General features: G+C 61.6%; 24 protein-coding genes and 2 pseudogenes. 12 read left to right on the forward strand and 14 right to left on the reverse strand.

Annotated features, from left to right (window positions below; all coding sequences use genetic code 11):
* Positions 1–24 precede the first annotated feature (24 nt).
* Positions 25–435: an SRPBCC family protein gene (locus tag NKI52_RS11465; protein ID WP_352578799.1), complete on the reverse strand. Its 411-nt coding sequence runs from the start codon at positions 433–435 to the stop codon at positions 25–27.
* Positions 432–755 carry an ArsR/SmtB family transcription factor gene (locus NKI52_RS11470; protein WP_023716560.1) on the reverse strand — a complete coding sequence of 108 codons (324 nt, stop codon included), beginning with the start codon at positions 753–755 and terminating at the stop codon, positions 432–434. The genes NKI52_RS11465 and NKI52_RS11470 overlap by 4 nt, the downstream gene beginning before the upstream one ends.
* Positions 756–949: 194 nt before the next feature.
* Here NKI52_RS11470 and NKI52_RS11475 point away from each other — a divergent pair, with 194 nt between their 5' ends.
* The 4 genes from NKI52_RS11475 to NKI52_RS11490 all read left to right on the forward strand — a co-directional run bounded on the left by NKI52_RS11475 (position 950) and on the right by NKI52_RS11490 (position 2,352).
* Positions 950–1,192: a type II toxin-antitoxin system Phd/YefM family antitoxin gene (locus tag NKI52_RS11475; protein WP_352468031.1), complete on the forward strand. Its 243-nt coding sequence runs from the start codon at positions 950–952 to the stop codon at positions 1,190–1,192.
* Positions 1,189–1,617: a type II toxin-antitoxin system VapC family toxin gene (locus NKI52_RS11480; protein ID WP_352578798.1), complete on the forward strand. Its 429-nt coding sequence runs from the start codon at positions 1,189–1,191 to the stop codon at positions 1,615–1,617. The genes NKI52_RS11475 and NKI52_RS11480 overlap by 4 nt, the downstream gene beginning before the upstream one ends.
* A gap of 107 nt (positions 1,618–1,724) precedes the next feature.
* Positions 1,725–1,955 carry an AbrB/MazE/SpoVT family DNA-binding domain-containing protein gene (locus NKI52_RS11485; RefSeq protein WP_023676182.1) on the forward strand — a complete coding sequence of 77 codons (231 nt, stop codon included), beginning with the start codon at positions 1,725–1,727 and terminating at the stop codon, positions 1,953–1,955.
* Positions 1,945–2,352 carry a PIN domain-containing protein gene (locus NKI52_RS11490; RefSeq protein WP_352578797.1) on the forward strand — a complete coding sequence of 136 codons (408 nt, stop codon included), beginning with the start codon at positions 1,945–1,947 and terminating at the stop codon, positions 2,350–2,352. Before NKI52_RS11485 ends, NKI52_RS11490 begins: the two co-directional genes overlap by 11 nt.
* Positions 2,353–2,439: 87 nt before the next feature.
* Here the strand turns inward: NKI52_RS11490 and NKI52_RS11495 are convergent, their stop codons facing one another.
* The 9 genes from NKI52_RS11495 to NKI52_RS11535 all read right to left on the reverse strand — a co-directional run bounded on the left by NKI52_RS11495 (position 2,440) and on the right by NKI52_RS11535 (position 11,281).
* The gene (locus tag NKI52_RS11495; protein ID WP_352634581.1) at positions 2,440–3,696 is read right to left on the reverse strand and encodes an RNA polymerase sigma factor; all 1,257 of its coding nucleotides are present in this window, start codon (positions 3,694–3,696) and stop codon (positions 2,440–2,442) included.
* An 86-nt stretch (positions 3,697–3,782) separates the two neighbouring features.
* Positions 3,783–4,184, reverse strand: coding sequence for a YciI family protein (locus tag NKI52_RS11500; protein WP_352578795.1), 402 nt, complete (start codon positions 4,182–4,184; stop codon positions 3,783–3,785).
* Positions 4,185–4,388: 204 nt separating this feature from the next.
* Positions 4,389–5,171: an ABC transporter ATP-binding protein gene (locus NKI52_RS11505; protein ID WP_352634583.1), complete on the reverse strand. Its 783-nt coding sequence runs from the start codon at positions 5,169–5,171 to the stop codon at positions 4,389–4,391.
* Positions 5,172–5,181: 10 nt separating this feature from the next.
* A complete protein-coding gene (locus NKI52_RS11510; protein ID WP_352698078.1) occupies positions 5,182–5,979 on the reverse strand; it encodes an ABC transporter permease in 798 nt (265 codons plus the stop codon).
* Positions 5,980–6,076: 97 nt separating this feature from the next.
* Positions 6,077–7,078 carry an ABC transporter substrate-binding protein gene (locus tag NKI52_RS11515; protein ID WP_352615287.1) on the reverse strand — a complete coding sequence of 334 codons (1,002 nt, stop codon included), beginning with the start codon at positions 7,076–7,078 and terminating at the stop codon, positions 6,077–6,079.
* Between the two features lie 225 nt (positions 7,079–7,303).
* Entirely contained in the window at positions 7,304–8,035 is a 732-nt protein-coding gene (gene hutC / locus NKI52_RS11520) for a histidine utilization transcriptional repressor HutC (protein WP_023676188.1), read from the reverse strand.
* 31 nt (positions 8,036–8,066) lie between these two features.
* Positions 8,067–9,089, reverse strand: coding sequence for a zinc-dependent alcohol dehydrogenase (locus NKI52_RS11525; RefSeq protein ID WP_352698013.1), 1,023 nt, complete (start codon positions 9,087–9,089; stop codon positions 8,067–8,069).
* A gap of 15 nt (positions 9,090–9,104) precedes the next feature.
* On the reverse strand, positions 9,105–10,427 hold the full coding sequence (gene hisD / locus NKI52_RS11530; protein WP_023676190.1) for a histidinol dehydrogenase: 1,323 nt from the start codon (positions 10,425–10,427) through the stop codon (positions 9,105–9,107).
* Positions 10,428–10,507: 80 nt separating this feature from the next.
* A complete protein-coding gene (locus tag NKI52_RS11535; protein ID WP_352451001.1) occupies positions 10,508–11,281 on the reverse strand; it encodes an SDR family NAD(P)-dependent oxidoreductase in 774 nt (257 codons plus the stop codon).
* Positions 11,282–11,474: 193 nt separating this feature from the next.
* Here NKI52_RS11535 and NKI52_RS11540 point away from each other — a divergent pair, with 193 nt between their 5' ends.
* The 3 genes from NKI52_RS11540 (at position 11,475) to NKI52_RS11550 (ending at position 15,140) form a co-directional block, all read left to right on the forward strand.
* The gene (locus NKI52_RS11540; RefSeq protein WP_352698015.1) at positions 11,475–13,541 is read left to right on the forward strand and encodes a N,N-dimethylformamidase beta subunit family domain-containing protein; all 2,067 of its coding nucleotides are present in this window, start codon (positions 11,475–11,477) and stop codon (positions 13,539–13,541) included.
* A gap of 315 nt (positions 13,542–13,856) precedes the next feature.
* Complete coding sequence (locus NKI52_RS11545; RefSeq protein ID WP_352698017.1) at positions 13,857–14,492, forward strand: dihydrofolate reductase family protein; 636 nt, start codon at positions 13,857–13,859, stop codon at positions 14,490–14,492.
* Between the two features lie 102 nt (positions 14,493–14,594).
* Entirely contained in the window at positions 14,595–15,140 is a 546-nt protein-coding gene (locus tag NKI52_RS11550) for a dihydrofolate reductase family protein (RefSeq protein WP_352698019.1), read from the forward strand.
* 46 nt (positions 15,141–15,186) lie between these two features.
* On the opposite strand, the pseudogene NKI52_RS11555 reads toward NKI52_RS11550, so the two are convergent.
* The 3 genes and pseudogenes from NKI52_RS11555 to NKI52_RS11565 form a co-directional block, all read right to left on the reverse strand.
* A pseudogene (locus NKI52_RS11555) lies at positions 15,187–15,354 on the reverse strand (GMP synthase (glutamine-hydrolyzing)); the annotation flags it as partial.
* Between the two features lie 108 nt (positions 15,355–15,462).
* Positions 15,463–16,239, reverse strand: a complete 777-nt coding sequence (locus NKI52_RS11560; RefSeq protein ID WP_352698021.1) for an NAD(P)H-dependent oxidoreductase — start codon at positions 16,237–16,239, stop codon at positions 15,463–15,465.
* 17 nt (positions 16,240–16,256) lie between these two features.
* A complete protein-coding gene (locus NKI52_RS11565) occupies positions 16,257–17,153 on the reverse strand; it encodes a LysR family transcriptional regulator (protein WP_352698023.1) in 897 nt (298 codons plus the stop codon).
* A gap of 268 nt (positions 17,154–17,421) precedes the next feature.
* Here NKI52_RS11565 and NKI52_RS11570 point away from each other — a divergent pair, with 268 nt between their 5' ends.
* From NKI52_RS11570 to NKI52_RS11590, 5 genes and pseudogenes are all read left to right on the forward strand, one after another.
* Complete coding sequence (locus tag NKI52_RS11570) at positions 17,422–18,156, forward strand: SDR family NAD(P)-dependent oxidoreductase (RefSeq protein WP_023676197.1); 735 nt, start codon at positions 17,422–17,424, stop codon at positions 18,154–18,156.
* Positions 18,157–18,307: 151 nt separating this feature from the next.
* Entirely contained in the window at positions 18,308–18,907 is a 600-nt protein-coding gene (locus NKI52_RS11575; protein ID WP_352698025.1) for an NADPH-dependent F420 reductase, read from the forward strand.
* A 3-nt stretch (positions 18,908–18,910) separates the two neighbouring features.
* Positions 18,911–19,417 (forward strand): SRPBCC domain-containing protein, encoded by a 507-nt coding sequence (locus tag NKI52_RS11580; protein WP_352698027.1) that lies wholly within the window; start codon positions 18,911–18,913, stop codon positions 19,415–19,417.
* 34 nt (positions 19,418–19,451) lie between these two features.
* Positions 19,452–20,264, forward strand: coding sequence for an SDR family NAD(P)-dependent oxidoreductase (locus tag NKI52_RS11585; RefSeq protein ID WP_352569204.1), 813 nt, complete (start codon positions 19,452–19,454; stop codon positions 20,262–20,264).
* A gap of 3 nt (positions 20,265–20,267) precedes the next feature.
* Positions 20,268–20,380, forward strand: a pseudogene (locus NKI52_RS11590) (alpha/beta fold hydrolase); the annotation flags it as partial.
* Positions 20,381–20,882 lie beyond the last annotated feature (502 nt).

Consider the following 20,882-nt stretch of genomic DNA (forward strand, 5'->3'; position numbering starts at 1 on the left):
CTTGCTTGGATAGCCCAGCGGATCTCAGTCCGTCCGCGCCAGAACCTGCTCCAGATCGTCAAAGAACCTCGGCCAGCCGACTTTGGCACCCCGGAAGTAAGGCTGCTGATCCGGCCGGAAGCCCGACTGTTCCATGCGCAAGCGGGCTCCGGTGCTCGTGGGGGTGAGGGTCCAGGAGACGACACTCTTGAGATCCTTGGTATCCCACGTGTAAGTCAGTGTTCTGTTCGGCTCGACCGTCTGCACCTGACATTCGACAGCGCCCCAGTCTGCGTGAAAATTGAAACGGTGGTCCGCGACAGGTTTGAAGTCATTTTTCATGAGCCACTCCTCGATCAAGTGTGGTTGCGTGAGCGCGCGCCAGATCTTCTCGGGCGGATAAGCGATTTCCCGTTCGACAACGACGGAGAGCGTTTCGGTCGCCATTTCGTTCACTGGTCCATCCTTTTGAGCAGGTCTTCGAGGTCGTCGAACCGGCTCTGCCAGAACCCGGTCATCTGGCTTGTCCAGTCAATCAGGGGGGCAAGCGCAGCAAGCTGCGCGCTATAATGGGTCTGTCGCCCTGCATGGCGGTCGCGCACGAGCCCGGCCTGCCTCAAAACGCCGAGATGTTTTGACACGGCCGGTTGCGAGATCCCGGCCTGAGCCGTCAGAGCCCCGACCGTCTGCTCTCCTTCGCGACACAGCCGCTCAAAAATAGCGCGCCGAGTCGGATCGGCAAGCGTTCTGAAGAGCACATCGTGAGCGTTTGGCATTGGGATCGATAACCCTTCGGCTATTGGTCGATGTATAACCACCGGGATATGTATGAGTCAAGTGGGAAGCGGCATGTTTCTCGTTGCAGGTCACCTGCTTCGCTCACGCAGCCAGTTGCTTATTCGCCGTGCTCTGCACTGGAATTGTCACGCGTTATACGCTACATGACCATCTACATGGTCAGGAGCGTGACATGGACGCGGTCAATCTGGCGGACGCCAAGGCACATCTGAGTGAGCTCGTCGACCGGGTTGAAGCTGGAGACTCGATCGACATAACCCGGCGTGGCAAGCCGGTCGCCAGGCTCACGGCCGTGGCCCGCCCTCGCAAACGGATCGACGCCGTCCTGCTCCAATCCCTGACCGCAACCATGCCTCTGCAGGCTCAGGCTGCCGCCGATCTGGTGCGATCGATGCGAGATGGCGATCGCTATTGACGTCCTATCTCGATACTTCGCTGATCATCGCGGCGCTATCCAACGAAGCCATGACCGCGCGCGTTCAGGGCTGGCTGGCGGAGCAGGACCCAGCGCAACTTGTGATCAGCGACTGGACCATCACCGAGATGTCCTCCGCCATGGCGATCAAGCTTCGGACCGGACAGATCGACCTGGAGCAACGCGCGGCAGCGCTCGCGATGTTCAATAGGCTTGTCGCTGAGAGCTTCACCGTGCTGCCGGTGACGGGCGGGCATTTTCGGGTCGCCGCGAAATTCGCCGATCAGCATATCCTCGGGCTTCGTGCTGGCGACGCCCTGCACCTCGCGACGGCATCGGAGCATGGCGCCACGGTGTGGACCCTCGACCAGCGGCTCGCCGAGGCAGGACCGATTCTCGGCGTGCCGACGCAGTTGCTGGCATGATCGAGGCCCTCTCCTCCAAAATGAATAAACCGATTGGCTGCAATTCTTGACCTTGACGACTTGTGGATATACATTTCTTCCAGCGTATATCTAAGAGAGGAAGTGGCATGCAGGTCGCCAAATGGGGAAACAGTCTTGCGGTCCGCCTTCCCGCCGCTGTGGTCGAAGCGCTTGAACTCAGGGAAGGCGATGAGATCGAAATCCATGTCGCTGACGCCCGCCAGCTTGGCGTCGCGCGGAAGCCCGGGCGTGAGGAGTTGCTGAAGCGTCTCCGCGCCTTCCGCGGTCGGCTTCCCGCTGACTTCAAATTCGATCGGGACGAGGCAAATGCCCGTTAGTTTTTTCGATACCAATGTCCTTCTTTATATCGCGTCAGGCGACACGGCGAAGGCGGATCGGGCCGAGGCGGTCATCGCCGATGGCGGGGCGATCAGCGTGCAGGTTCTCAATGAACTCACCAATGTCGCGCGTCGGAAGATGCAAATGTCATGGGACGACACGCATGCGCTGCTGACCACGCTGCGCGGCCTGTTGACGGTTCATCCGCTCACGCTCGAGACCCACGAAACAGGATTGAGGCTCGCCGAGCGGTACGGCCTTTCCACCTATGACGCGATGATCGCCTCCGCGGCGGTTCACGCTGGCTGCGATACACTTTGGTCGGAGGACATGCAGCACGGAATGGCGCTCGACGAAGGCTTGCGCATCGTTAATCCCTTTCGCGTTGCGAGCTGATCACGCTCATTGAAGGGAGCTGGCCGGGAGCGAACTGGCGGCTTTCGATGTTGCCGAGCGGCGCGTCGGGCACGGAGAGCGATGCTGTCAACCACAAGCGTCTGCGCGGGCGAGGAGAAAGGCCGCTTCGCGCACGTTGCGGGTGAGCTTGGCCGCAGCCTCGAATTCGGCGCGGGCCTCGGCCAGCCGGCCGGCCCGAAACAGAAAATCGCCCCTCGCCGCCGGCAATGGCGCATAATTGCGCAAGGCGGCGGCGTCGGCAATCTCGTCTACCAGCCGCAGGCCCGCTTCGGGCCCGAAGGCCATGCTGTGCGCGACCGCTCGATTGAGATCGACCACCGGCGAGGGCATCACTGCACGCAGCCGGTCGTAGAGCGCTGCGATACGGGGCCAGTCGGTATCGGCCGGACTGCGCGCCCGCGCGTGACAGGCTGCAAGCGCGGCCTGCAACACATAGGGGCCATCGCCCCCGAGGGCTTCGGCACGGGCCAGCGCGTCAAGGCCTCGGCGGATCAGCAGCTGGTCCCAGCGCGCGCGGTTTTGCTCGGTCAGGGTCAAGAGGGCGCCGTCCGGCCCGATGCGTGCCGGCAGGCGCGATGCCTGGATTTCCATCAGAGCCAGCAGGCCGAACACCTCGGCATCCTCGGCCATCAACCCCGCCAGCATGCGGCCGAGCCGTTGTGCCTCCAGGCACAGGCTCGGCCGGACAAGGTCGTCGCCTGCCGTGGCAGCATAGCCTTCATTGAAGATGAGGTAGATGACCTCCAGCACCGAGGACAGACGCGCCGCACGCTCGGCGCCGCGCGGCACCTCGAAGCTGAGCCCGGCCTTTCCGATCGTCCTCTTTGCGCGGACGATGCGCTGGGCGATCGTCACCTCGCTCGACAGGAAAGCACGGGCGATCTCGTCCGTCGTCAGGCCGCCGATGACACGCAGCGTGAGGGCCGCGCGGGCGTCGGCCGAAAGTATGGGGTGGCAGGCTGTGAAGATGAGGCCCAGCAGCTCGTCGCCAAGATCGTCGTTCATGGCCATTTCGTTTCCCTCGGCCGTACCATCGCACTCGCCGTCCAGCTCCCGCGCGATCTCCTCATGCTTGCGCTCGCGCATCTTGTCGTGACGGATCGCGTCGATGGCGCGGCGTTTGGCGACCGTCATCAGCCAAGCGCCGGGATTGGCCGGAACGCCGGTCCTGGACCATTCGGATAGGGCTATGACGAGGGCGTCCTGCACCAGTTCCTCTGCAAGATCGACATTGCGCACGAGGCGGGCCAGGCCCGCGATGAGCCGGGCACGTTCAATGCGAAAAATCGCCTCGATCGCCTGCTGCGTCTCGCCTGCCGTCATGCTGCCTTATCGGCCAAAGCCATAACGAAGGCAAAACAGGTTGCGGCCAACAGGTTCAGTTGCCGCTGAGCTTCTCGCGCGTCCGGTCATGGATTTGCGTGACCTCCGGCGTCAGATTCCCATTGCCAATCAGCCATCTCGTACAGCGGCCGGATTTCAATCTCGCTCGGTCCCGGCATGGGATTGGGGCAGCGCTTCACCCAGGCGACCGCCTCGTCCATGTCCTTGACTTCCCAGAGCCAAAAACCGGCGACCAGTTCTCGGGTCTCGGCGAAAGGCCCGTCGATGACCGTCCGGCGGGGACCATCGAACGCAACGCGCTTGCCCTGCGAGGAGGGCTTGAGGCCATCGGCGTCGAGCAAGATGCCGGCATTGCGCAGCTCGTCGTTGAACCTGCCCATCGCCTCCATCGCCTCCTTCGCCTCGGGCGTGGGGACAAAGCCCTTTTCGCTGTCTTCGGTAGCCTTCACGAGCACCATCACACGCATCGTCTGTCTCCTTGTTGAGCCGGACTCACCGGCCGGCATCGAAACGACGAACGGAGTTTAGGAAATCGACATTGTCCTGCAAATTTTTTTCGAGGTTGAGGAGAAAGCCGCCGATCGCGGCTCCCCTGGTCAGGAATCGCGATGGCGCGATATCGAGATTGGGCGCAACGCTGGTCGCCGATTGTAAGTAATTGAGTGGCCCGCCTAAACCATTTCGGGACGTTTTGAAGCCTCGCGGATCGCCTTGTGTACGCTGCGCTGCAAATCCATGAAGGCCGGGGTTTCCATGACCTCTTCCCGGCGCGGGCGCTCGATGTCGACATTGAAGGTCTGCATGATGCGTCCCGGGCCGATCCCCATCACGACGATGCGGTCCGACAGGTAGACGGCTTCTTCCACATCATGGGTGACGAAGAGCACGGTGAGCCTGTGCTCCTCCCAGATCTGCGTCAGGAGTTCCTGCATCTGATGCCTGGTCAGGGCATCGAGCGCGCCAAAGGGCTCGTCCATCAGAAGCATTTTGGGTCGATAGGAAAGAGCACGCGCTATGGCCACCCGTTGCTTCATGCCGCCCGAAAGCTCAGACGGATAACGATTGGCGCTGTGCGGGAGCTTGACCAGATCGAGATGCTCGCGTGCTATCCTGCGGCAGGTCGCGCGATCATGACCCGCGGCCTTGAGGGCGAACTCGATATTCTGCTGCGCCGTCAGCCAGGGAAGCAGGGTGTAGGACTGGAAGACGACGCCGCGGTCGAGGCCCGGCTGCAGGATCGGCGCGCCATCGATGGCAATATCTCCCGCGTCGAAATCCTGCAGTCCGGCAACGATCGACAGCAGCGTGCTCTTGCCGCAACCCGACGTGCCCACCAGCGAGACGAACTCGTTGTCGGCAAGATCGAGGTTGATATCGCGCAGCACTTCCGTGCGCCGCGCGCCCGTGCCGAAGCTCTTGTGGAGACCCTCGATCCGCAGTTTGGGCAAACTCATCGGCCCGGCCTCATTGCACGTGGCCCTCCTGCCGGAACAGCACTTTTCCCAGTGCCTTCATGACCTGGTCGGTAATGAGGCCAAGCACGCCCAGCAGCAGGATGTAGCCGATGATGGTGTTTGTCTGGAAATAACGCTGGGACACGGTGATGCGGTAGCCGAGCCCTGATGTCGCTGCGACAAGTTCCGCCAACACCAGCCAGGTCCATGCCCAGCCGAGACTGATGCGCAACGTGTCCCAGATGCCTGGCAAGGCGCTGGGAACCACGATGCGGGTCAAGATCCTGCGATCCGGCAGCCCGAGCGTCCTGCCAAGGCCAATGAAATCAGCGGGAACCCGCTTCACATTGTCCATGATCATCAGCACCTGCTGGAAGAAGGTGCCGATGAAGATGATCAGGAACTTCTGGGCATCGCCGGTCCCCGACCACAGGATGGAGAGGGGCACGAAAGCGACCACCGGCATGTAACGGATAAAATCCACAAGCGGCTCGATCGCCGCTTCCCAGGTCCTGAAGCTGCCGATCAGCACGCCAATCGGAATCGCCAATGCCGAGGCGATGAGGAAGCCAACAGAAATACGGTATATCGAGGTCCTGAGATCCAGCCACAGCGTGCCGTCACCCGAGAGCTTGCCGAGCTGGGTCACCACGCTCCCCGGCGAGGGCAGGAAAATCGGCTTCACCAGCCCCAGCCCCGTTGCCGCCCACCAGGCGAGACCGAGGCCGGCAAAAACCGCCACTGCTATCATCAGGAAGCGCGAGCGTGCGATGGGCGCGCCGACCCCGGAGTAGGGGCCACGGCGCATCGGCTGTTTGATCACCGGCCCCGGCGCTGCGTGAGACGGGCTCGGCTTGGTCGCACGCTGCTCGGACATTTGCGTCACCACCGCGAGCCGGCCCTCGTCATTTCGCGGCCTTGACGAATGACGGGTCGATCATCTGCTCCGGCGTCACGTCCGCCTGAAGCAGCCCGGCGTTCTTGGCGGCTGCCTCGACATCGGCGAATGTCTTGGTGGAAAATTCGCCCGTCAGCGCATCCTTGTTTTCGGCGAGAGTATAGTAACGCACGCCATCAAAGGCGGTGTTGAGGTCTTCGACGCTCGAACCGACTGCCTTGGAGATGATCGCCCGGCCGTCGGGCGTGTCGGCATTGTAAGCCTTCAGGGCCGCATCCCAGGTCTTGATCATGGCAAGCACCTGGCCGGGACGCGACTTGATCACCTCATCGCGCACCACGAACACGTCACTGATTAGGCCGGGATCTTCGCCTGCGGTGAAGAGCAGCTTGACGTCCTTGTTCTGTGCCCTGGCCGCGGTGAGATAAGGCTCATAGGTAACCGCGACCGGAACCTGGCCAGCGATCAACGCGCTGCCGGCATCCGCCGCCGGCATTGGAACCGGCTGGACATCGGCGATGGACATGCCATTCTTGGCGAGCGCGTATTTGAGCAGGATGTCGCTCGTCGTGCCTTCCTCGAAAGCCACCTGTTTGCCCTTGAGGTCGGCGACGGAGGCGACGTCCTTGCCGGCGATCATGGCGTCTGCCGTCATGCTGACGTCGAGCAGAAGCACGATCTTCACCGGCAGGCCGGCCGCAACCATTCCCATAGCCGTGTGGGTCGCGATGTTGGCGGCATCGAGCTGGCCGCTCGCCAGGGCGGCGTTGATGTCCTTGTCCTCGGCGAAGTTCACGATCTGCACGTCGGACAGCCCGTTTGCCTTGAACAGACCCTTGGCTTCGGCGACGTGCCACTGGCCGTAGCCAAGCCATGGCTCGATGCCGATCTTGAATGTTCCTGCCTCAGGCGTCGCCGGAATTGTCGTGTCGGCCGCGTAGACCGCCGGGGCAAACCCGACGGCAGCAGCCATAACGAGTGCCCGAAATTGTCCTGCTAGGTTACGCATCATCTTGTTCCCCTTGATGATCAGGCCGCTTTTTTGAACCAAACATCCGGCCTGGTGAGAATGCGGGCTTCTGCTCTTGCGGCACCGTGCCTCGGCATCTTAGCTGTCCGTTCAACGAAATTGCGACGACACTTCAACGTCAGCAACAGCGGATGTCAAGGCTAAATACATACATGCATATACAAGTTAGCCCCCTCCTTCCGACTCTGATTCGCTTCACTGCGATCAGGTTTTTTTGGATGGAGAATATCGACTGCCAAGCGAGTAGCGGCTGCCAACGTAAGTCAGCTTGCTGATCGTGGCAACGACGGCGCCCGTCCATGTCCGGCGATGCAGAAACAGGCAGCAGCTGCCGACGTCGATGCCCAGATACCGCGCCGTCTCGGCATCGGCAGGGGTCGCCGAGATGATGTGCTCGACCTCCGTCACCGGGGTTTTCTGCATGAGATAGTCGTAGGTCGCTGTCCTGGAAAAATCCTGCTTGTCATAGTCGGGTATCAGGCCCGGGTTGACGAAGCGCTCTTCCAGTTGCACAGGCAGGTCGTTCTCGAAGTTAACGACGATGGAATGATAGACCGACACGCGCTTTGCAAACTCGAACGAAAGCGCGAGCTCCTTTGTCGGCATGATCTTTTCGAGCACGATAACCTCGGAGCGATGCCTGTTTCCCCGCGCGACAATTTCCGCCGCGATGTTGTTGATCTCGATCAGTGCGGATTGCGGTCGAGGTGGCGCGATGAATGTGCCGACGCCCTGGAGCCGGATCAGAAAACCCGCAGAGGTCAACTCCCGCAAGGCACGATGGACCGTCATCCGAGACACGCCGAGTGTCGCCACGAATTCATTTTCGGACGGCAGCTTGCGGTCCTTGCTCCATCGCCCCGTTCCGATGTTCGTCAGGATGTAGTCCTTGACCTTCTCGTAAAGAGGGCTGGCGGTGTCGGGCAAAGTTATCATTTCAAAAATCCTCTCCGGCAAGGTTCGGAAATCACACGCGCCCGGCAGACCGCATCCGGATGATTGTTTTCAAGCCGTCGCCCTGCCCCGCCAACAGCCGCTCATAGGCTGCGGGAACATCATCCAGGCAGATCTCGCGGTCGATCAGTTCGACCATGGGCTCGGTCAATTCGCCGAGCATCCGAATGGCGTCGGGAAGCTCATCGGCAAAGGCGTGGCATCCCAGCAATGCTATTTCGCGTTCAACCAGGATGTTGGGATCGATATCGAGGCGGCCATGGAATATGCCGACCATCGCAACGGTGCCGCCGGCATCGAGAACGCCGAGCAACTGGCCGAGTGCTGCGACGCTGCCGGTTGCTTCGACGGCAGCGAGCAAGGGGGCATCCGCGGTGGCGGCGGCAATGGCGTCCCGGTTCAAATCGACGATGCTGGCGCCGGTCACACGCGCCACGCGGGCGCAGCGGCCAGGGTTGCGATCGGCGACGAGCACGGTACCTGCGAATGTCCGGGAAAGCAGCAGTGCGGCAAGCCCGCCGATAGTCCCGCAGCCGACGACAAGAACGGAGCCGGCCGTTTTCGGCAGACGCCGCACTGCGTGCAACGCTACAGCCAGCGGCTCGGCCATCGCCGCGACCCGTTCGTCAAGCACGGCATCGACGATGTGCAGCAGGCGCGCGGGCAGGACCGCCTGTTCGGCAAATCCGCCGTCGCATATCTCGCCGACAAAGCCCAGCGACGTGCAAAGATGCCGCCTGCCTGCATGGCATTGCGCGCATTCTCCACACCAGAAACGGGAATCGGCGACCACGCGGTCGCCAACACCGACGGTGTCCACGCCCTCGCCGATGGCGATCACCGTGCCTGTCAGCTCATGGCCAGCCGTCGAAGGCGACCGGCTTATCCATTGGCCCGTGCGGAAGTTGTGGAGATCGGAACCGCAAATGCCTGCGGCATCGACCCTCAGCTTCACCCAGCCTGGCTCGGGAGCGCCTGGCGCGGCGATATCCTCGACGCGCAAGTCGCCGGGTCCATAGAGTCGCGCCGCCCTCATCGTCATCGTTTCCGCTCAGCCGGCGAGATAGCGATCGCGGATCTCCGAAACCGCGTTCTCATGCGAGCTGAATCCTTCGTAGCGGGCGAGCCTGCGGGCATGCAGGGCGAGTTCCGGATAGGCCGCCGAGGTCACATAGCCGACCGACGATCTCTTGACGAAATCCGTCACGGAAAGCGGTCCAAAGGTTCGCGCCCACCGGCTGGTCGGCAGCACCGCATTGGGTCCCAGGACGAAGTTGGCGAGGGTCACCGGCGTATGCGGACCCATGAGGATCTCGGCAGCTTCCGTGATACGTCCGAGATGCGCAAATGGCTCCGTTGACAGAATCTCGAGGTGCTCCGGCGCATAGTCGTTGATGAAGCGGTAGCTGTCCTCCAGCGACTCGGTCAGCACGATGCCGCCGCGCTTCCCAGTCAGCACCGCGCGTGAGAACTCCACACGCTGTTCGCTCATCCGGGACCAGTGTTCCGGTATCGCAATCAACGCGGCTTCGGCGACCTTGCGGCTGTGCGTCACCAGGTAGGCCGAGGAATCCGGCCCGTGCTCGGCCTCGATCAACAGGTCAAGAGCAGCCAGGCCGCCGTCGACGCTGTGATCGGCAAAAATGATCGCTTCGGACGGACCAGCAGGGAGGCCTGTGTTGATGATCGGGGACAACACGCTCTTTGCCGCCACCACCCACGGGCTCCCCGGCCCGACGATCTTGACGGCAGGCTTCACGGTCTCGGTTCCATAGGCGACGGCGGCGACCGCATGGGCGCCGCCGCACTTGTACACGGTCTCCACGCCGGCGAGGCGGGCAGCAACCAGCGTCGCGGCGTCGACGGAACCATCCGAAGTCGCAGGCGTCACGATCGCGATCTGGGGAACCCCGGCAATCACCGCCGGAACCGAGGTCATCATCGTCACCGAGGGAAAGGCGCCTTTGCCGCGCGGAACATAAAGCGCAACGGAAGCAATCGGTGTGTATCGGTCGCCCGCATAGGCGCCTGGCCGAACTTCCTTGAGCCACATCGTTTCCGGGCGCTGCTCCTCGTGGAAATGCATTATGTTCTCGATGCCGAACCGGATACTCTCCACGACATCCTTCTCGACCTTGTCGAATGCCGCGTCGAACTCCGCTTCCGAAACTTTCAGTCCACCGTCGGCAACATCGGCTTTGTCGAGTTCGCGTGCAAACCGGAGCAATGCCGCGTCACCTTCATCCTTGACGGCCTGGATGATTGGACGGACCTTTTCGATGAAGGAAGACAGATCTCCTTCGGCGCGTTTCAGTAAACTGGCCCGCTGATCGACACTGAGGGATGACAGGCGGTGGAAGCTGACGTCAGACATGGCGGCTCCTTTTCTTAGAACGCAATTACGATTAGCGCTTGTCGATCACTTCTGGGACACGTCTCCGGCCCCTGAAGCCTTCAAATCGATGCGAGAAAGCCTCCATCCACGGGAATGGACTGGCCGGTTATGTAGGCTGCCGCATCCGAAGCGAGGAACACCGCGATTCCGTGCAGGTCCGAGAGATCACCAAAACGGCGCTGCGGAATCTTGGCGAGCATCGATTGCTGCCATGCCTCGTTGCTGTAGAACACGTCTGTCATCGCTGTCCTGAAATAGCCAGGCGCAATGGCGTTGACCCGGATCCCGAGATCGGCCCACTCCGCTGCAAGCGCCCGCGTCATGCCGAGGAGGCCTGATTTCGACGAGCCGTACGGCACCGCCGTGGGAACCCCAACCTCGGAGGTCAGCGAGCAGAGATTGATAATGACGCCGGGCCGTCCGGCGTCTCTCATCTGCCGCGCGGCGGCTTGGGCGCAGAAGAAGGCGCCTTTGAGATTCGTATCGACAATCCGGTCCCACAAGGCCTCGTCGACATCGAGTGAAGGCCGGACCTCTTCCACCCCTGCATTGTTGACGAGAATATCGAGACCTCCGAGCAGGCTGCCGGCCTCGGCTGTCGCCGCCCGGCAGCGGTCGACATCGGTGACATCCAGGGCGATGGCATGCGCGACCCCGCCGGCGGTGCGGATGGCGGCCATCGTCTTCTCGAGCGAGGCCACGCTGCGCGCCGTGACCGCGACGTCGGCGCCGGCCGCGCTGAGCGCCTCGGCGATGCTGCGCCCGATGCCACGGCTTGCGCCGGTTACAAGCGCCTTCCTGCCTGACAGATCGAAGAGAGATGCGTTGCGCATGTCATCCTCCTTGGTAATGTCGCGCTTGGACCGATCGCGTCGAGACTATCCGAATGCAGCTTATCTATACAAGCATGTACATCATGGCTGTAGTGCGCCATGCGGAACTTTGCTTGTCAGAGCGGCAGCGCATTGGCCGACACCGGACCGGACGGTTCGCCCCAGCCCATCTGGAGTTCATCGGGAGGGATAGATGAAGCGCGCAGTAGACCACGACGCGATGAGCGTGGTTGGCTATACCACCCCCTGGAGTGCCAAAGCAGGCCAGCGGATCAAGCTCAGCCTGTCATGCGATCGGCCGATAAAGGCCACACGAATTTGCCGGCTCGACAAGCCGGCTCCGGAATTTCTCGCCTGGCCCATCGAAACGGTAGGTGAAGCACGGCGTCGGCATTTCGACCAAGGGTCGTTCCTGTTCGTGCGAGCCGGCGAACTGGCCAAAGTACAAGCCGTCCACGGCATACGTTTTGAGCTGTTCCTCACGCGCAACGAAGGTGCGCGCACGATCCTGGAGGCAGGCGCCCTCGGGCTGCGCCTCCGCGACGGCGCATTTGTCGTGGAAATCGGCGGCGAAACCCCTGTCGAGAAGAAGGCGCCAACTGGTGTGTGGCTCACTGTCGAGTTGGACCTGCGGCAGGAGCAGTTGCGCCTGCGCATCAAATCCCATGACCGTCTCGCGCCTTACGAACTCCACGAAGGTTTTGCCAGCCCTGAGCGGACCCTCCAGGCGCACGACATCCATTTCGGCGCAAGTGCCACCAACCACGAACCTACCCTCAACGCGAAATTTGCTGCGATCCGGCTCGACACCCCACAGGGGACCATTGCCTGGGATTTCCCGACGCTGTTACCAACGCAGCCGATCCTGTCGTCGGGCGGAGCAGATCCGTTGCTCCTCGACGTGATCAATCAGCCAGCCTTCTGCGTGACTTCGGCACGCTGGGACGGATCGAGCTTCGAGCCTCGCTTGGTGCCGTCGCACTACGACGCTATCCATTGCCACGACGACGACATCGGCCCGCTTGAGTGGCCGGTCTCGCACCGCGCGACGATCCCCGAAAACGCACACCCAGGCGTCTACGCGTTCCAGGTCGAATGGGAGGGTGGCTACGAACGCGTGGTGTTCTTCGTCACCTCTTCACAGGTTTCGTCGCCGCTGTTGTATCTCGTGCCGACGGCCACCTATCTCGCTTATGCGGACGAATATCTCCCGGATCATCTTTATGAATGGAAAGGCGACGACCGGGGACATCGCTTCGCGATCTCCAACAATCTGAAATCCCTTTACGACTACCATTCCGACCTTAGCGGTGTTTCCATCTGCTCCTACAAAAAGCCGAAAGTGACGCTCAGGGACGATTACGATTATCCGCTCTGCGGCTGCCCACACAATTTGCCGGTCGATCTGCACTTCCTCCGATTCTGCCACGACAATGGAATCGTGTTTGACGTCATGACCGATCACGATTTGCACGAATGCGGCATAGACGGTTTGCGTCGACATCAAGCCGTCGTCACCGGCAGTCATCCCGAATATATGTCGATCGAGATGGAGCAGGCGCTGCGGCAGTTTGTGGCCGAAGGCGGCAGCATCGCCTATCTCGGCGGAAACGGCTTTGCTGCCACTGTGGCTTTCAAGGACGATCTGATGGAGTTGCGGCGCTCGCCGCTGGAGGCCGGCCGAACCTGGGACGGCCCGGTCGCCGAACAGGCGCTGTCGATCACCAACGAACCAGGCGGCTATCTCCGTTGCCGCGGCCGAGGCGAATTCACGCTGATCGGTGGCGCGATCTCACTGATGGGTTTCGATGGCGCACGCCCCTTCACGCGCACTGAGGAAAGCCATGAAGCAGGATGCGCATGGCTGTTCGAAGGCGTTGAAAATGCGACCTTCGGCACCGACGGCATCGTGCTGGGCGGTGCCGCGGGCTACGAAGTGGATGCGACGGATCCAGCCCTCGGCACTTCCGCTGACACCGTCGTGATCGCGCGGGCGACGGGATTTCCCGACAGCTTCTTCCAGGATCCGACGCGCTGGTATGAGGGCGGGGATAGGCAACGCATCGCCCGCCGCTGCGCCGAAATGACCCTGCGAAAGCTCGCAGCAGGCGGCTTGATCTTTTCCGCAAGCTCGGTTGCCTGGTGCGGCGCGCTGCCGGCCGCAGGCGCCATGAACGACGTCGGCAGGATCACGCTCAATCTGCTTACCCGCCTCGGCGCCACGGAAGGAGAACCCGGCCGAGAAAAATCGACAAGCTGATTGACGCCGTTACGGAAAGGCCCGTATCCGGTTTTGGGAATCAAATCAGTCGGCGTGCACCGGCTTCGTCTCACATGCCTCTCGCCACCTGGCGGACGGCAGTTGCCTCAGCCGCAACCTTCAGGTGCGCTGCTTTGACAAACGGCGCTGAACCAGAATTTGGCGCGGCATCAACGACACCCTCGCCGACTAGGCAAGGAAGCTCGGTATCCCTTCCTCGGCGGCACGCAAGCGTTGTCCGACTATCCCGCAACGAATTGTCGGAACTGACCGATCTGGCCCGTCCTTGGGTCTCACCAGCGCAAGGAAGAAGCGATGAGAGACCTGATCTTGAAGATGTCCATATCGATCGACGGCTTCGTGAGTGACCTGGATGGCCGAAACACATGGATGTTCGGCGCCGATCAAGAGGGGAAGGCCTGGGGCGTAGAGTTCATATGGAACTCGAGCCTGCACATCATGGGCAGCCGCAGCTTCCGTGACATGGCCGCCTGGTGGCCGACCTCCTGCGAGCAGTTCGCGGCGCCGATGAACCAGATCCCCAAGGCCGTCTTCTCACGACGGGGACCGGAGATCCTGAGGGAGGTGAGCAAGTCGGCGGCGCTCGATGAGGCTCGCGCCGTCAACGCGGGAACCGGACAGCCGGCGAAGTTGCAGCCCGGTGGTGAAAGTTGGGCGGAGGCCTATGTGGCGAGCGGTGACTTGGCGGAGGAAGTCGCGAAGTTGAAAGCCCAAGAGGGCAAGCCGATCATCGCCCACGGCGGAGTGAGCTTCGCCCGCAGTCTCGTCGCCCAAGGACTGGTCGACCAGCTCGCCCTGATGGTGGCCCCCGTGGCGCTGGGCAAAGGCCTGCCGCTGTTCTCCGAACTCGCCGCGCCGATGTCTCTCAAGCTGGTGAGCTCGAAAGCCTTCCTGGGGGGCGCGGTGGCGCAGATTTACCGGCCAACGTGAACACGTCAGAGAATGTGTGCAGCCAACGAACCGACGAAGTGAGGGCGAGGTATAAATGAATGCGATCCCTTCGGATCGTCGTCGATCGATAGGAGCCCGTGCATGGCGAAGCTTGTGTTCGGAATGATGCAGTCGCTCGACGGCTATGTCGCTGGCGCCGAGGGCGGGCCCGGGCTGCCGATGCCGGGCGAGGCGCTCCATCGCCACTTCAACGCCCATGTGCGCGGGATCGCCGGCAGCCTCTACGGCCGGCGCATGTACGAGGTAATGCGCTATTGGGACGAGGATCAGCCGGGACAGGACCAGGTCGGGCGCGACTTTGCGGCGGCCTGGCGGGCGCAGCCGAAATGGGTCGTCTCTCGCACCCTGAAGTCGGTCGGGCCGAACGCCACGCTGGTGGACGACGATCTCAAAGGGTTCGTTAGGGCGCTTAAAGCCGCACACGAGGGCGAGATCGAAGTGGCCGGACCGGAGCTGGCGGGTAGTCTGACCGAGCTGGGCCTTATCGATGAGTACCGGCTCTACTTGCGTCCCATCGTGCTTGGTCGCGGCAAGCCATTCTTCGCCGGCCCCCGGCCACCGCTGCGTCTCGTGGCCAGCGACCGGGTTGGCGAGGACGCGATCAGAGTGACGTACGTTCCCGCCTGATCACAACCCACCCGACACCCTAACGTCCGTCGGACCGAATTTGAGCTCATTCCCACTCGATGGTGCCTGGCGGTTTGCTCGTCACGTCATAGTCGACGCGGTTGATGCCGCGCACCTCGTTGATGATGCCGGTGGCGGCGGCGCCCAGGAATGCCATGTCGTGACGGTAGATATCCGCGGTGCTGCCATCTACCGATGGTGACGCTTTCGGCGCGTATGCGCGTACATACCGATAAGGGCAGCGGTCACGAGCCGCGCTGTCCCCACGGGCATTGCTCTACCTGCGCCCTTCAAAGAAAAGGAGCATTGTGACGGGGCTTAGCTATAGATGCTGTAGCATTGATCTAATGCGATTTATCGCAGCATCGACACCTTGCCTAGGCAGACTTTCAACCTTGTAAAATGAAAGGAACGTAAGCGAGGCTTGAGGAGCACAGGTATTCAGAATAGCTGTCTTGAGAACACGCCGCACTGGCCGCCTGAGGATCAGCCAATCGACCCACCAAGGTGAGCCCAAAGTGGTTATTGCAACCACCTTCCTTAACTGGCGAAGTCGCGGTTGTATGGCACCAAGATCGGCTGCGTGATCGTATGCAATACCAGGCACCCATACCCTGTCGAACCAGCCCTTCAATATAGCTGGAGGTCCGAACCACCACGTGGGAAAAATCAAGACGATAGTCTCGGCCCAGAGAAGATCCTCAATCTCTTTAGCTACCTCTGTAGTCTCGAATCCGGAATAGTAGCTCGCGCGCTCCGCCGGTGTAAGAGCCGGGAAGAAGCCAGATCGATACAGATCAACATGTCGGCACTGGTGCTTCGCATCCATCAGGGTGTCGATAGCTGCGTTCGAAAGCGTTTGGCAAAGGCTTGGATTGAGTGGATGAGCCGTGACAATCAAACATCGCATACCAATATTTGAATCCTCCCCAATTTGGTTGCGCTCCGCGTCATCATTCGTGCGGCGCGGTGCTCGGGCAAAGCTTCTCATACCAATCATGGATTTCGAAATAGCTGTACGCGCCACAGTCTTCAAAGAGCAATTGTTTTCGACGCCGAGAATGGCCCTTCTACAGCGGTACGCTCGAGACAGCGCCATCGGTGACCTGCCAGGCGTCAGTCGCGCGATATGGACAGCCCCGCGAGAAGCGGCGCGTACGCGGCGAGCCTGCGGGATACGAACTCCGTGAAGAGCCGCACGCGCTTCGTCTTGCGTGTCTCCCCCTGTGTGAGAAGCCAGAGCGTTCCGTACATGTGCAGGTCGGTGCCCGGCACCCTCACCAGTAGGGGGTCGGCATCTCCGACGAAGCACGGCAGTGTCGTCATCCCGAGCCCTTGCCGTACTGCAACGATCTGCGCCTCGCCGTCCGTGGTCCTGAAGGGAACCCCCGTGGTACGAACCTCACCCTCGCGGGCCCAGTTCGGGATGCCATGAATGCTTATGACGATCCACCGGATGGGATCAGGCGCACCCGCACGCCATGCGGCTAGTCGATCGCGAGACATGTAGACGCCGCCGAACAGCTCCGGTCCCTTCAGGCCGTGAAGATTGAGCGGCAGGGTTTTGCGGTCGTAGACGACGCGGATCGCGACGTCGGCCTCTCGGTTGGTCAGATTTGCCAGCTCGCCGGACGACAAGATTTCCATCTCGATGTCCGGATGCAGACGCGCGAAATCGGCGAAGTCCGGCATGAGCAGGTGTGTCGCGAGGGGCGGTGCCAGCGTCACCCGCAGAAGCCCGCGCACGCTTTGGTCGCGCCCGAAGACGCGCGTCTCCAGCAGGTGCGACGACACTTCCATCTGGTCCGCGAACTCGAGGACCTCCTCGCCCGCAGCCGTCAGGCGGTAGCCCGAAGGCAGCTTTTCGAACATCTGCACCCCGAGGCGTTCCTCGAGCTGGGCGACACGTCGCAGCACGGTCGAGTGGTTCACACCGAGGCGCTCGGCGGCGGCCCGCACCGAGCCTCCGCGCGCGACGGCAAGAAAGTAGCGAACGTCATCCCAGTCGATCATGGTGCAACCCGGCACCGCGCGGTGCGCCTTCCAAAGCCCGTATCTAACACATCGAACAGCAGTACGGGCGGTCATTATAGCCTATGTCGACGAGCGCGGCTCAATTCCGAACGGCGAACGCCGATCGTCGCGGCTGGCGTCAGTCGTCCAGCCGGATCAATTTCGCACCACCGATGTGCGCGCTTCCGCACTCAACAACTGACGCTGGCGGACCCATTTCGAGGTTCTCGGAGGCAGATGCCGTCCCGACACCACGAAAGGAGAAGTCATGGGAAAACTTGAGGGTAAGGTTGCAGTCATCACGGGTGGATCGAGCGGCATGGCGCTGGCGAGCGCCAAGCGGTTCGTTGAAGAAGGCGCCTATGTTTTCATCACGGGCCGGAGACAGGAGGCGCTGGACGAGGCCGTCAAGCTGATCGGCCGGAACGTGACCGGCGTGCGCGGCGACGCGGCCAATCTCGACGACCTCGACCGCCTGTTCGATACAGTCAAGCGGGAAAAGGGCAGGATCGACGTCCTGTACGCGAGCGCCGGCACGGGCGAAGCCGTCCCACTGGGCGAGATTACCGAGCAGCACTTCGATGCGGCCTTCGGCCTGAATACGCGCGGCACGCTGTTTACGGTTCAGAAGGCGTTGCCGCTGTTCAACGATGGCGGATCGATCTTCATGACCGGGTCAGTTGCTTCGGTGAAAGGTTTTCCTGGTTACAGCGTGTATGCGGCGAGCAAGGCGGCGCTGCACGCATTCGCACGCGGGTGGCTCAACGAACTCAAGGGCAGGAATATCCGGGTGAACGTGCTGCACCCGGGGCCGATCGCCACACCGATGCAGGACCAAGTTCTCACCGAGGAGGCGAAGCAGATGTTCGAATCCCTGATCCCGCGGGGAAAGATGGGGCGTCCTGAGGAAATTGCGACGGCCGCGCTGTTTCTTGCTTCCGACGATTCGAGCTTCGTGAATGGGGTGGAGTTGTCTGTCGATGGCGGCTTCTCGGCCATCTGAAATCGCGCCGGATCGCGGGAAGCGGCTGACCGGCGGGAACTAGCGTGTCCATGGTGGAACGACCACGCAAAGGTCGCCACACAGCGGAACGAATAACCCAGCGCCGTTGAAGGCCGGGGAAATCAATACGAACACCGATCGGAGAAGCATTATGAGCTACGCAATTGTAGGATTCGGTAAGATAGGCCAGGCCCTCGCCCACGCCTTCGCCCGTAAAAACATCGACGTGGCCGTCGCGAGCCGCCGGCCGCCCGAGGCGTTGGCGCCGCAGGCTCGGGCGATTGGACCCACGGTCGTCGCCAAGTCGCTGCGGGATGCACTTGAGGCCGACACAATTATCTTGGCGGTCCCGTTCGAGGAGCATCGCGAGGTTGCGAAAGCCCTGCCGAGTTGGAAAGGCAAGACGGTCATCGACGCGACGAACGTGTTTCCAGTGCCTGAAGAGCTGGACGGTCTCCCGTCCTCCGCCTTCGTCGCGAAGACGTTCACCGGCGCCAAATTCGTGAAAGGTTTCAATCACCTGGTTGCGGCAACCCTGGCTGCCGATCCGATCGTCGAGGGCGGGCACCGGGTCGTCTTTCTGTCGAGCGACGACGAGGACGCGATCGCTCCCGTGGCGGCCTTGGCCAAACAACTCGGGTTCGCACCCGTCAAGCTGGGAAAGCTCAACGAGGGTGGCGCGCTGGTGCACGCACGCGGCCGCACTTGGGGCCAGCTCATCTTCCAGGATTTGTTCAAGAAGGAGCAGTAATCGATGTACGACCATGTGACCTGGCCCCAGCGATATGATCCGAAAACGTCGGCCATCTACGCACTCAACGACATTGACGTGAAGGCGCCGCCTGAAGCGGTCTGGAAGCTGCTCGTCGAAGCCGAGAATTGGTCGAGCTACTTTCCCGCCGAGGATCAGGTCAAGATCCTGACGGGGGAGCCGGAACTGGCGCTCGGAACGCGATACAGCCGTGTGACGGTTGGATTTCCGATGAGTCTGGTCGTGACGGAATGCGAGCCCCTTCGCAGGCTCGCATGGGCGACGACAGTTGATGGCGACGAGACCGGCTCAAGCGCATACCATGGCTGGGTCATCACGCCTACGGACCATGGCTGCCATGTGCTGACCGAGGAAACGCAGCAGGGCCCCTTCTTCCTCGATGAGCTCGGGCGCAAACATCCCGGCGCACTCTACCGGTATCACCAAGACTGGGTCGAAAGCCTCGCCCACGCAGCGGAGGCGGAAACAGCGAAGACGACAGTGGATTGATTGCGCTTCCTATTTAATTTTGGAGATGAATGAGATGAATATCGAACTCAAAGGCCGCAAGGCCATTGTTACCGGATCCACCGCCGGTATCGGCCGCGCGACGGCGGAGGGGTTGGCGCGTGCCGGTGCATCGGTCGTCGTCAACGGCCGTGGAAACGCTCGGGTCGATGAGGCGGTGCGGCAGATGCGGCAGGCCTTCCCCGGCAGCGACATCTCGGGTATCGCCGCTGATCTTGCGACAGCGGAGGGGGCAAAGGCCTTGATCGCGCATGCGCCAGACGCCGATATCCTTGTGAACAACGTCGGTACAGCACACATCCGGAGCTACAACGGCGTCGAGGATATCGCAAATATCCCCGATGAGGACTGGCTTGACCTCTTCCAGTTGAACGTAATGAGTGGCGTGCGCGCGAGCCGTCATTACCTGCCGCGGATGGTGGCGAAAGGCTGGGGCCGCGTCGTGTTCATAAGTAGCGAATCCGCAGTCAACATCCCTAAGGAAATGCTCGACTATGGCATGACCAAGACCGCTCAACTCGCGGTCTCACGCGGGCTTGCCGAGGCGGTCGCGGGCACGGGCGTCACCGTCAACGCCGTCCTGCCGGGACCTACCCGCTCTGAGATCCTGGGCAACTTCATGGCGAAACAGGCTGACGCAAATGGAATCACGCAGCACGAAGCCGAGCAGGGCTTCCTGCAGGCGATGCGTCCGACGAGCCTCATCCACCGTTTCGCGACCACCGATGAGGTGGCCAACATGATCATCTACACATGCTCGGAGCAGGCTTCGGCGACCACCGGCGCGGCTTTGCGGGTGGATGGTGGCGTGGTCCGCTTCGTCGCGTAGCAGGACGACCAAATTGTTCCGTTCGCCAACTCGGGTCCGCTGTCGGCTAAGCTGCTGAAGCATGGCACGCTTAAGTCTACAGGGATCTGCCGCACGGCATGCGCACGATCCACGCATTGCGGGAGCACTCTGAAACTATGCGAGGCACGAGAACGTATTCAGCTACGGCGCCGTCCCCGCTGTGCTCGGCGGCCGTGCGCTCGTCTCGTTGGTCCCGCCCCGGGGCTTAGACCATGATACAAATCCACGGAACATGATGTCTATTGTCCGAGGAATTGGATCGGCGCTCCAATCCCAATCCAAAGCATGTGCTGTGAACGGCGCGGTGTATCGATCCCTTTGAGCATCTCTACACATAATCGAAGGTCTATCGCCGACCTGCAAAACGGCTGCTTGTTCTTGCAGAATCGCCCGCGAACTATCGCCTCCTATCGTTGACCAACAATTTCCGAATATATCCGACAGTACTCCAACCTACTCTACCGTACGCCCCCTACTCCCACTCGATTGTTCTAAATCTAGTTAGACCATTGATATAGCTAGGTTTTTTATTCGTTGCCGCGCAAGAAGCCGACCCATGGGCCGTCAAAACGTTACAGTCTTGATTTCAAAGGGAAA

This window comes from Mesorhizobium sp. M0590, assembly GCF_040320905.1.
Lineage (GTDB): Bacteria > Pseudomonadota > Alphaproteobacteria > Rhizobiales > Rhizobiaceae > Mesorhizobium.

What these genes read in the sequence shown, in the direction of transcription:
- NKI52_RS11470 (WP_023716560.1), bottom strand. Translation starts at nt 755, where the DNA reads ATGCCAAACGCTCACGATGTGCTCTTCAGAACGCTTGCCGATCCGACT.
- NKI52_RS11475 (WP_352468031.1), top strand. Translation starts at nt 950, where the DNA reads ATGGACGCGGTCAATCTGGCGGACGCCAAGGCACATCTGAGTGAGCTC.
- NKI52_RS11485 (WP_023676182.1), top strand. Translation starts at nt 1,725, where the DNA reads ATGCAGGTCGCCAAATGGGGAAACAGTCTTGCGGTCCGCCTTCCCGCC.
- NKI52_RS11490 (WP_352578797.1), top strand. Translation starts at nt 1,945, where the DNA reads ATGCCCGTTAGTTTTTTCGATACCAATGTCCTTCTTTATATCGCGTCA.
- NKI52_RS11495 (WP_352634581.1), bottom strand. Translation starts at nt 3,696, where the DNA reads ATGACGGCAGGCGAGACGCAGCAGGCGATCGAGGCGATTTTTCGCATT.
- NKI52_RS11500 (WP_352578795.1), bottom strand. Translation starts at nt 4,184, where the DNA reads ATGCGTGTGATGGTGCTCGTGAAGGCTACCGAAGACAGCGAAAAGGGC.
- NKI52_RS11505 (WP_352634583.1), bottom strand. Translation starts at nt 5,171, where the DNA reads ATGAGTTTGCCCAAACTGCGGATCGAGGGTCTCCACAAGAGCTTCGGC.
- NKI52_RS11510 (WP_352698078.1), bottom strand. Translation starts at nt 5,979, where the DNA reads ATGCGCCGTGGCCCCTACTCCGGGGTCGGCGCGCCCATCGCACGCTCG.
- NKI52_RS11515 (WP_352615287.1), bottom strand. Translation starts at nt 7,078, where the DNA reads ATGCGTAACCTAGCAGGACAATTTCGGGCACTCGTTATGGCTGCTGCC.
- hutC (WP_023676188.1), bottom strand. Translation starts at nt 8,035, where the DNA reads ATGATAACTTTGCCCGACACCGCCAGCCCTCTTTACGAGAAGGTCAAG.
- NKI52_RS11525 (WP_352698013.1), bottom strand. Translation starts at nt 9,089, where the DNA reads ATGAGGGCGGCGCGACTCTATGGACCCGGCGACTTGCGCGTCGAGGAT.
- hisD (WP_023676190.1), bottom strand. Translation starts at nt 10,427, where the DNA reads ATGTCTGACGTCAGCTTCCACCGCCTGTCATCCCTCAGTGTCGATCAG.
- NKI52_RS11535 (WP_352451001.1), bottom strand. Translation starts at nt 11,281, where the DNA reads ATGCGCAACGCATCTCTCTTCGATCTGTCAGGCAGGAAGGCGCTTGTA.
- NKI52_RS11540 (WP_352698015.1), top strand. Translation starts at nt 11,475, where the DNA reads ATGAAGCGCGCAGTAGACCACGACGCGATGAGCGTGGTTGGCTATACC.
- NKI52_RS11545 (WP_352698017.1), top strand. Translation starts at nt 13,857, where the DNA reads ATGAGAGACCTGATCTTGAAGATGTCCATATCGATCGACGGCTTCGTG.
- NKI52_RS11550 (WP_352698019.1), top strand. Translation starts at nt 14,595, where the DNA reads ATGGCGAAGCTTGTGTTCGGAATGATGCAGTCGCTCGACGGCTATGTC.
- NKI52_RS11560 (WP_352698021.1), bottom strand. Translation starts at nt 16,239, where the DNA reads ATGGCGCTGTCTCGAGCGTACCGCTGTAGAAGGGCCATTCTCGGCGTC.
- NKI52_RS11565 (WP_352698023.1), bottom strand. Translation starts at nt 17,153, where the DNA reads ATGATCGACTGGGATGACGTTCGCTACTTTCTTGCCGTCGCGCGCGGA.
- NKI52_RS11570 (WP_023676197.1), top strand. Translation starts at nt 17,422, where the DNA reads ATGGGAAAACTTGAGGGTAAGGTTGCAGTCATCACGGGTGGATCGAGC.
- NKI52_RS11575 (WP_352698025.1), top strand. Translation starts at nt 18,308, where the DNA reads ATGAGCTACGCAATTGTAGGATTCGGTAAGATAGGCCAGGCCCTCGCC.
- NKI52_RS11580 (WP_352698027.1), top strand. Translation starts at nt 18,911, where the DNA reads ATGTACGACCATGTGACCTGGCCCCAGCGATATGATCCGAAAACGTCG.
- NKI52_RS11585 (WP_352569204.1), top strand. Translation starts at nt 19,452, where the DNA reads ATGAATATCGAACTCAAAGGCCGCAAGGCCATTGTTACCGGATCCACC.